The organism is Acidiferrobacteraceae bacterium (genome assembly GCA_037388825.1).
GTDB lineage: Bacteria > Pseudomonadota > Gammaproteobacteria > Acidiferrobacterales > JAJDNE01 > JARRJV01.
Genome location: JARRJV010000072.1, coordinates 1 through 8,343, shown reverse-complemented (window position 1 = coordinate 8,343; position 8,343 = coordinate 1). Strand labels below are relative to the sequence as shown.

The 8,343-nt window shown below is 60.1% G+C and carries 8 protein-coding genes and 2 rRNA genes; 7 read left to right on the top strand and 3 right to left on the bottom strand.

Annotation, left to right across the window (positions count from 1 at the left end; genetic code table 11):
• From P8X48_11155 to P8X48_11135, 5 genes are all read left to right on the top strand, one after another.
• Positions 1 to 376 (top strand): 23S ribosomal RNA (locus P8X48_11155); the annotation flags it as partial.
• Positions 377 to 493: 117 nt separating this feature from the next.
• Positions 494 to 609, top strand: a 5S ribosomal RNA gene (gene rrf, locus P8X48_11150).
• 364 nt (positions 610 to 973) lie between these two features.
• The gene (locus tag P8X48_11145) at positions 974 to 1,813 is read left to right on the top strand and encodes an endonuclease/exonuclease/phosphatase family protein (protein MEJ2107860.1); all 840 of its coding nucleotides are present in this window, start codon (positions 974 to 976) and stop codon (positions 1,811 to 1,813) included.
• Between the two features lie 106 nt (positions 1,814 to 1,919).
• The gene (locus P8X48_11140; GenBank protein ID MEJ2107859.1) at positions 1,920 to 2,888 is read left to right on the top strand and encodes a calcium/sodium antiporter; all 969 of its coding nucleotides are present in this window, start codon (positions 1,920 to 1,922) and stop codon (positions 2,886 to 2,888) included.
• A 75-nt stretch (positions 2,889 to 2,963) separates the two neighbouring features.
• Positions 2,964 to 3,596, top strand: a complete 633-nt coding sequence (locus P8X48_11135; GenBank protein MEJ2107858.1) for a DsbA family protein — start codon at positions 2,964 to 2,966, stop codon at positions 3,594 to 3,596.
• Here the strand turns inward: P8X48_11135 and P8X48_11130 are convergent.
• The 3 genes from P8X48_11130 to P8X48_11120 form a co-directional block, all read right to left on the bottom strand.
• Complete coding sequence (locus tag P8X48_11130; protein MEJ2107857.1) at positions 3,593 to 4,729, bottom strand: diguanylate cyclase; 1,137 nt, start codon at positions 4,727 to 4,729, stop codon at positions 3,593 to 3,595. The genes P8X48_11135 and P8X48_11130 overlap by 4 nt on opposite strands.
• Before the next feature lie 44 nt (positions 4,730 to 4,773).
• The gene (locus P8X48_11125; GenBank protein ID MEJ2107856.1) at positions 4,774 to 5,328 is read right to left on the bottom strand and encodes a hypothetical protein; all 555 of its coding nucleotides are present in this window, start codon (positions 5,326 to 5,328) and stop codon (positions 4,774 to 4,776) included.
• A 90-nt stretch (positions 5,329 to 5,418) separates the two neighbouring features.
• Positions 5,419 to 6,432 carry a DUF3445 domain-containing protein gene (locus P8X48_11120; GenBank protein MEJ2107855.1) on the bottom strand — a complete coding sequence of 338 codons (1,014 nt, stop codon included), beginning with the start codon at positions 6,430 to 6,432 and terminating at the stop codon, positions 5,419 to 5,421.
• Between the two features lie 44 nt (positions 6,433 to 6,476).
• On the opposite strand from P8X48_11120, the gene birA reads away from it, so the two are divergent.
• Together birA and P8X48_11110 are read left to right on the top strand one after the other, a co-directional pair.
• Positions 6,477 to 7,454 (top strand): bifunctional biotin--[acetyl-CoA-carboxylase] ligase/biotin operon repressor BirA, encoded by a 978-nt coding sequence (gene birA / locus P8X48_11115; protein ID MEJ2107854.1) that lies wholly within the window; start codon positions 6,477 to 6,479, stop codon positions 7,452 to 7,454.
• The gene (locus P8X48_11110; GenBank protein MEJ2107853.1) at positions 7,451 to 8,194 is read left to right on the top strand and encodes a type III pantothenate kinase; all 744 of its coding nucleotides are present in this window, start codon (positions 7,451 to 7,453) and stop codon (positions 8,192 to 8,194) included. Before birA ends, P8X48_11110 begins: the two co-directional genes overlap by 4 nt.
• Positions 8,195 to 8,343 lie beyond the last annotated feature (149 nt).

The window sequence follows — 8,343 nt, the reverse complement described above, 5'->3', positions numbered from 1 at the left end:
GTAGCCGGTCCCAAGGGTATGGCTGTTCGCCATTTAAAGTGGTACGCGAGCTGGGTTTAGAACGTCGTGAGACAGTTTGGTCCCTATCTGCCGTGGGCGCTGGAGACTTGAGAGATGCTGCTCCTAGTACGAGAGGACCGGAGTGGACGTACCTCTGGTGTTCCGGTTGTCATGCCAATGGCACTGCCGGGTAGCTATGTACGGACGGGATAACCGCTGAAAGCATCTAAGCGGGAAGCCCTTCTCAAGATTAGGTCTCCCTGGAGCTTCGAGCTCCCTGAAGGGTCGTCGGAGACTACGACGTTGATAGGCTGGGTGTGGAAGTGCGGCAACGCATGAAGCTAACCAGTACTAATTGCCCGTGAGGCTTGACCATATAACACCCAAGAGGCCTGATTCAGGCACGATCAGCGGGTGTGGTCGTTGTCAGATACCGTCTTGATTTCGAATCCGATTATTGCTGCGCAGCGACAGCTGGGCGGCAAACAGTTTGCCTGGCGGCCATAGCGAGTGGGAACCACCCGATCTCATCCCGAACTCGGAAGTGAAAACGCTCAGCGCCGATGATAGTGTGGGGCCTCCCCATGTGAAAGTAGGACACTGCCAGGTTCTTATCCCGAAACCCCGTAGCTCACCGAGTTGCGGGGTTTCTTTTTTGGCTTTCACGTTGAGTAGGTCTGGCAGTGTCCTGATTACTACCGAAAGTAGGCTGCCTCCCTAACGGGTTCATTGCGAGTAGCCGACCCACCGGCCCGGGGGGTCAGGGCAACGGCCAGGTTCTTTTCCCGACACACGGTAGCTCTCCGAGTTGCGGGGTTTCTTTTTGGCCTTTTCGCAGAGCCGGCAAATGTTGATTTGGACCGGGGGCGACCCCAAGAAAGGGGTAGTTGCGGGACAGCAATTCGCCGTCTATATGTAGTAGACGGGTATCGGGAGCATAAATATTTTGCCGCAACATAACACAAGCAATACTATGCAGGCTTTGGTAACCGATCCAATCGACGCGATGAAGCTTTCCGAATCCCGATTGCGGGAAAATGTCACCGGCGACGGACGCAGACTGGAGTCGGGCCAGCAGATTCGCCTGCTTTCCTACAATATCCAAACGGGGATCGCTACCCGGCGTTACCATCACTACTTCACCCATAGCTGGAAACACCTGTTGCCCCACGGCGAGCGGATCGACAACCTGAATCGAATCGCGCGTCTCGTGCACGATTACGACCTGGTCGGGCTGCAGGAGGTCGATGCCGGGAGCCTGCGCAGCGGATTCATCAACCAGACTGAATATCTTGCCGTCCGGGCCCATTTCCCGTACTGGTATGACCGCACCAATCGCAATCTCGGAAAGATCGCCCAGCACAGCATGGGTCTTTTGACCCGGTTCGATGCCTCGGACGTCAGCGAACACAGCCTGCCTGGTGTCATCCCCGGTCGTGGTGCCCTGACCGTACAGTTCGAGACCGATGCCGATCCCCTTGTCCTGGTCATTCTGCATCTCGCGCTCAGCCGCCGCGCCCGTATGCGGCAGCTCGAGTTCGTTCGGGACCTGGTTCAGGATTTCCGCCATGTTGTCGTCATGGGGGACATGAACTGTCAGCCGGAGAGTGAGGAGATGTTGTGGTTGCTCGAGCACTCCAATCTGGTGGAGCCGCTGGAGAACCTCCATACCTTCCCGAGCTGGCGTCCGTTCCGCAATATCGATCACATCCTGGTGACCCCTTCGCTGGAGGTGGAAGAGGTGAAGGTCCTGAACTACCCGCTTTCGGATCACCTCCCCATTTCCATGACCGTGCGACTCCCGGCAAAGTAGTTTACGTGCCGCCCGCGCCCCGGCACTTTCTGTCGCCGGTTGAATCCTGTAAATAGATCATTCCAGCAGAGGGTCTGTCCCATTCGCGGACCCGAACGGGCTGATCATGTATCTGCAGCTACTCGCCGTCATTACAGGATTCGTTTTTCTGGTCTGGTCAGCTGACCGGTTTGTCTACGGTGCCGCGGCCATTGCCCGGAACCTGGGTGTGCCGCCATTGATCATTGGCTTGACGATTGTCGGTTTTGGAACATCGGCCCCGGAAATCCTGATTTCTACCCTCGCAGCGGTGCAGTCGAATCCGGCCCTGGGTGTGGGCAATGCGATCGGTTCAAACATTGCCAATATCGGTCTCGTAATCGGGGCAACGGCCCTGATCATGCCCCTGTCAGTGACCTCGGCAACCCTGCGGCGCGAGTTCCCGGTTCTGTTTGTCATCATGTTGCTTGTCATCCTGTTGATGTTGAACGAATACCTGGGTCGACTTGATGGCGTAATCCTGCTCATATCCCTCGCAATCATGGTGTACTGGCTGATTCAGCTGGGCATTCGCTCGCGCCGATCCGATCTGATGCTGGTCGAGTATTCGGGAGAAGTCCCGGAGCGCCTGTCAAATCTGGCGGCGCTCATGTGGTTGCTGCTTGGGCTCGGGGTCATGTTGCTCAGCTCGGAGGGCGTGGTCTGGGGCGCCGTCGGCCTGGCGCGAGCCCTTGGTGTCAGCAACCTGGTGATCGGGCTGACCATCGTCGCCCTGGGAACCAGCCTGCCAGAAATGGCGACATCCATCATGAGCGCAGTGAAGAAAGAGCATGACATTGCCGTTGGAAACATCCTTGGCTCAAACATGTTCAATATGTTGGCCGTAATCGGTCTCCCGGCGGTGATCCACCCTTTTGCCATTGAGCCAATCGTGTTGGAACGTGACATCCCGGTCATGGTGGGTATGACCGTGGCGCTGTTCTTTGCGTCCAACGGCTATGGAAAGCCAGGCCGAATCACCCGATGGAAGGGTTTTGTCCTGTTGGCCGGGTTTGCCGCCTATCAGATACTGTTGTACGTGCAGCGCGGTAGCTGATCTCGGGATTGCGGAACCGCCTTGCGGCATCAGGGTCTACGTATCTATACGAATGCTGATGGAGTTTAGCCACATATGAGCGCTGACCGACCGGAACTCCGCGCCACTGTTTTTTCCGACTTCATCTGCCCGTTCTGCTATATCGGCTTCCGGCGGCTGCAAACCCTGCGCGACGAATATGATCTCAAGGTGAACTGGCGATTTATCGAAATTCATCCCGATACACCTGTTGACGGTGGAAAATTCTCCAACTACGGCTACAGCGAGGAACAGCGACAGATGATGGAGGATGCCCTGGCGGAACTGGCCGCCTCCGAGGATCTGGCATTTCAAAGGCGGGAAAGCGTCGCCAATTCCCATCGCGCCTTGTGTCTCGCGGAAGCGGCAAAGCGGGATGGAGCCGAGGTTTTCTACCGGCTCAGTGCTGACCTTTTCGACGCGTACTTTTCAAAGGGAGAGGATATCGGCAGCGAGGCCGTGCTCCGCGAGCTGGCGCAGTCCGCCGGCATGTCGGCCGAAACCATACAGGCGGCTTGGGAAGATTCAGCGATTGAAGCTGTGCTGACCCGGAATCTCGCGAATGCCATCGAGCTTGGCGTCGGGGGTACACCGACGTTCTTCTTCGGAGCGAGGCGGATTACCGGTGCCGTTCCACGTGAGATGCTGCGCGCAGCGGCGGTCGAATTGCTTGCCGGAGAGGGAGCCTAGGCACCCGCCAGGCGCGCACGAATCGCGGCGATCTCGCGGTCCATGGCCAATTGGAATTTTTCGTCGCAGTATTCCAGCAGGGGCAGGACCTTTTGCGCCAGGTTGATGGCGTAGGGATCAAAATTGCCACTCTTGAGGCCGGCCACGATCTGCAGCGCGGTTTCGAGATCCGGCTCCTCGATCACGGCTTCCTCAATGGCCCCGGCCTGTTCATTGTCGCCAGCGATCAATTGATTGCCTCCGCGCGAGCGAGCGACGGCCACACGCTGGCTGGCCAGATCGATGAGTTCCTCCAGGGTACCGGCCGGGTCGTGTCCCGCGGTGACAAGACCGATGCTCAGGGTGACGGGTACGGTCTTGCCTTCGTGCTTGTACGAGCCTGCCGACACGGCGGCGCGGATTCGGTCGCACAGGACGGCTGCCTCTACCCGCCCCGCGGAGGAGGTCAGAATCGCGAACTGCGAGCGACCCAGTTGGCCAATGGAATCCTGTTTGCGGATTTTTTCCAGCAGAATCTTCGAAGTCCAGATCAGGATCTGGTCCGCAACATCATCCCCGTAGGCCGATCGCATGGAATCGAAGTTGTCTACATCCAGGCGGATGAGCGACAAGAGGTCACCGCTCGTTTGCGTCTCCACCAGCATGCGGCGCCCTGCTTCGAGGAAGGATTCGCGATTGGCAATCTGTGTGAGTGGATCCACCCCCGCGCCGTCCACCTGGCTGCTGAGTTCGCTGCCAGTGTGGTTGCGAACCGCGACGAGCAACTGCGTCGAATCGATGGGCTTGGCGATGAAGTCGTTGGCACCACAGGCGTAGGCCCGCTCCTTCGTGATCTCGTCATCGGCGCCGGTGATAACGATGATGGGAATGTCGCTGACGCGCGTGTCGTCCGCGGCACGGATACGGCATATCATTCCGTAGCCGTCCAGGATGGGCATCTGTACGTCGCTGATTACGACACGGATATCGTCGCCTGAGCGCAGGGCGTCCCAGCCGGCCTCTCCATCGCCGGCCTCAACCAGTTCGTACTCCGAGCTCAGGACACGCTCAATCGCCTTGCGCATTACGCGCGAGTCGTCGACCACCAGAACGCGTGCCTTTGCGCCGGAAGCGCTCCGCGAAACCTGATCCATTCTTCGATCCCCCCGTTCGGTATTCTATTCTTATAGCACCAATTTCAGTGTGTCCGCAGGCGATTCAGCTCGGTAATGATGTCGAGGACCAGTTTTTCGCCGCGCGTGTCCATACCTTCGCACAACTGTTCCGGGTCGGTTTCGCCCTGCATAATGCGGCTTATCGCGGCACCCAGGCGCCCCATTTCACCGCCCGCCTGGCTCATTTGTTCCGCCATGGTGGCGACCATCTGCAGGGCGTTGGTGTCACCCGTGCTGGCGGAATGGATCATATAGGCGAGCCCGGGCGCCGCCATGCCGGGGTCCGCGGTTTGCGACAGGTCCGGCAGCGTACTCGGGTCCTGAAGGCCGCGCAGGATCGCTTCGACGATGGTGCTGTCTTCTTCGTCCAGTCCCTGGAGCATGGAGACGTTGCGGTCGCCACCGAGGATGCGGCGAATGGCGGCGACGAGATCGGTCCAGCCATTGGCGGCCGCCACTTCGAGCAGAGGTTCGAGTTCCCCGGCGCTGTCCCGGTTCTGGCATGCGTGGACCACGGCGTGTATGAGTTTGGCGTGGGACTGTACGATCTGTTGGACTCTTTCGGGGAGCGTCGCCATGGCGGATTCCGCGGAGGGTTTCCCGATCATATTAAGTAAGCGCCCGGATGGGCGCAAGCAAGGGACCCGGGTCGCGGCAAGATCAGGTGTCTAGCGACGTAGCCAGGCCAGGATCGAGTTGCGGTCACGATCCAGTCCTTTGTAGCGCAACTGCGCGTCGGTCATGGACTCCACTGCGCTGGCCAGGCGCATGCGCTGGCCGGCCTCAATGCCGCGCAGATCCGTGATGTAGGTACGAATCAGAAACAGTCCGGCGGATACATCCGGAAAACCCCAGGTGATCTGGCGTTCGACGCGCAGATAGAGCGCGGGCTGTGTTGGGTCGAAGCGACGCCCGTGCCATTCCAGCGGGTCCATGCCGGGCGGCGGAACCGGGTGGTGATTGAGTCGGGCATCGGTGGCCAGTCCCCAGCCGAAGCGGACATAGGGGCCCTTGTCAATCATTGCCGCGACCATGACATCGCCCCGTTGCGAAACACGATCCATTCCAGCAACGGGTTCATGTACGACGGAGAACTCGCGGCCGATCTTCTCCTCAATCGACCAGTAGTTCGGAAGGCATACGTGCAAGGCGCAGACCCAATGTTGCCCCGAGACATCGCGGCTGATCACCGCGACGTCTTCCTGGATCTGGCCGGCGAGGGCATCCAGCGCGGAGACATACTCGGGCTCAACATCGTTCGGCCCGGGTTCAAAATCCAGCAGGACCATGTCGGAATCGAACCGCAGTCGCTCGCCGCTGAGCGAGCAGTGAAGGATGGTTGAACCCTGATGCTTGTGTTGCCGGAACCACTCGGGATAGTCAAGCGTCAGGTGGCGAATCATGAACCGCGCAATGGCATTTCCCTGATCCACGCGAAAGCGGTCGATTCGATAATATTTATCCAGATTTTCCTTCCGGCTTGTTTCCTTTTCCGCGCGGTAGCGCATGTAGTCGGCGTCCAGCTGGAAAACCCGCCGGTCCGCGCCGCCGTTTCCGAAATCGGTTCCGAAGGCGGAAAACCCGGGACCTACCTCATAGACTCCCCGGGACGGGGGGAAGTAGTGTGCCGGTTGTGGCAGCCGCGAACCGGTATAGCGGGATTCATACGGGTTTGTCGCCATTTGTCCTGTCTTGCGGGTACTCAAGGCCTGCTACAATGCCCGGCGTGTCAACACGGTCTTCAATCCTGCGCCGCCTTGCGGACGGCGGTTTTCATTCCGGCCCCGAACTCGGCGAAGCCCTGGGTATCACCCGTGCCGCCGTGCACAAGGGCATTCACGGACTGCGCGCAAGCGGTCTCGCGATCCACTGTGTACCTGGTCGTGGCTATCGTCTGGACGCGCCGCTGGATCTGCTGTCGAAGGACAAGATTCTGACACAGCTCGGTGGCGCCGCCGAGGCCATGGCCGAGCGTCTGCATATCGCGCCGGAGATCGATTCCACCAGCACCTATCTCCTGGGTCTTGCGCCGGATCGCCGGCACGGGGCGGTCTGTGTTGCCGAGGTCCAGTCCCGGGGTCGTGGCCGGCGCGGACGTGAATGGGTGGCGACGCCTTTTCGCAATATTATGTTGTCCATGGCCTGGCGTCTGGAGGCCGGGCCCGCCGCAATCACCGGGATCAGTCTTGCCGCCGGTGTCGCAGTGATTCGCGCCTTGCAGCAAGCGGGAATTCAGGGGGCAGGCCTGAAGTGGCCCAACGACGTGGTCTGGAACGGGCGCAAGCTGGCGGGCCTCCTTCTGGATGTGCAGGGAGAAGCCGCGGGGCCATCCCAGGTTGTCCTGGGGCTGGGTCTGAACGCGAAGATGGATGAAGCGGAGGCAGGGCGCATCGAGCAGCCCTGGGTCGATATGGAGGAGATTCTCGGTCGCTCTATCGATCGCAACAAGCTCGTTGCAACGCTGTTTCTGGAATTGCAGGCGATGTTTGAAGGGTTTGCGCGCGAGGGCCTCGCCGGTTGTCGCGAGGATTGGCTGGAGCTGCATCAGTATGCAAACAGGCCCGTACGGGTGATTCAGAACGATAGTGTGGTGGAGGGCAAGGTGGAAGGCATCGACGATCGCGGCGCCTTGGTGGTTCGCGACGCCAGTGGCCAGACCCATGTATTTCACTCCGGCGATATCAGTTTGCGGGCGGGTGAATGAGGCTCTTCGTCGATGTGGGTAACAGCCGTCTCAAGTGGGCCACTCGCGAGAAGAAGGGTGCCTGGCTCAACCATGTCGCCTGCGAGTACACGCCCGCGGAACTGGACGGGGTCTTGCGGGATGCCTGGGTTTCGCTGCCGGAACCCGAGCGTGTTGTGGTCTGCAGTGTCGCGGGCGTGGAAATCCCGCAAATCATCGAAACTGTGACCCGGGGTCTGTGGGGGAAAGCGACTGCGATGTTTCATGCAAGTGCCTCCTGTGCCGGGGTGCGCAACGGATACCGCAATCCCGAGACTCTTGGCCCAGATCGCTGGGCCGCCCTTATTGGCGCCCATAACGAGATCGGGGGTCCACTCTGTGTGGTCGATGGCGGCACTGCAGTGACCGTGGACGCGTTGGCGGCAGATGGAGAGTTTCTGGGCGGAACGATTTTCCCGGGTCTCACGTTGCTGCGATCAGGCTTGTCCGCAGGGACGGCCGGTGCAGGAAGTGCAGCGGGCGACGCCGACGATTGTGTTGCGCGGAGCACCGCCGACGCCGTTGCCGCCGGAACACTGTACGGTCTGGCCGGTGCGGTCGAAAGGCTCGTGACCGAATGCAGAAACGTCCTGGGAGCGGACATGCGGGTGGTATTGACCGGAGGCAATGCCCCCGCCCTGAATTCCCTGTTTGGATTTGAATCGGTGTCCATACCGGATCTGGTGTTGCGCGGCCTGGCCGTGGCGGAGGATGAATGCTGAAGTGGCTGTTGGGCGCCCTGTTGCTGGCCAATATCGGCTTGTGGATGTGGGCCAGCTGGTACAAGCACACTCCGGAGCCCGTGGAGACCGCGCCGCGTCCGCTGGTGAATGCAGACAAGATGTTGGCGCCCGGGGAGCCGGGCGCCCGG

Excerpts from the sequence above, each read along its gene's own strand:
- P8X48_11145 (MEJ2107860.1), top strand. The coding sequence starts at position 974 with ATGCAGGCTTTGGTAACCGATCCAATCGACGCGATGAAGCTTTCCGAA.
- P8X48_11140 (MEJ2107859.1), top strand. The coding sequence starts at position 1,920 with ATGTATCTGCAGCTACTCGCCGTCATTACAGGATTCGTTTTTCTGGTC.
- P8X48_11135 (MEJ2107858.1), top strand. The coding sequence starts at position 2,964 with ATGAGCGCTGACCGACCGGAACTCCGCGCCACTGTTTTTTCCGACTTC.
- P8X48_11130 (MEJ2107857.1), bottom strand. The coding sequence starts at position 4,729 with ATGGATCAGGTTTCGCGGAGCGCTTCCGGCGCAAAGGCACGCGTTCTG.
- P8X48_11125 (MEJ2107856.1), bottom strand. The coding sequence starts at position 5,328 with ATGGCGACGCTCCCCGAAAGAGTCCAACAGATCGTACAGTCCCACGCC.
- P8X48_11120 (MEJ2107855.1), bottom strand. The coding sequence starts at position 6,432 with ATGGCGACAAACCCGTATGAATCCCGCTATACCGGTTCGCGGCTGCCA.
- P8X48_11110 (MEJ2107853.1), top strand. The coding sequence starts at position 7,451 with ATGAGGCTCTTCGTCGATGTGGGTAACAGCCGTCTCAAGTGGGCCACT.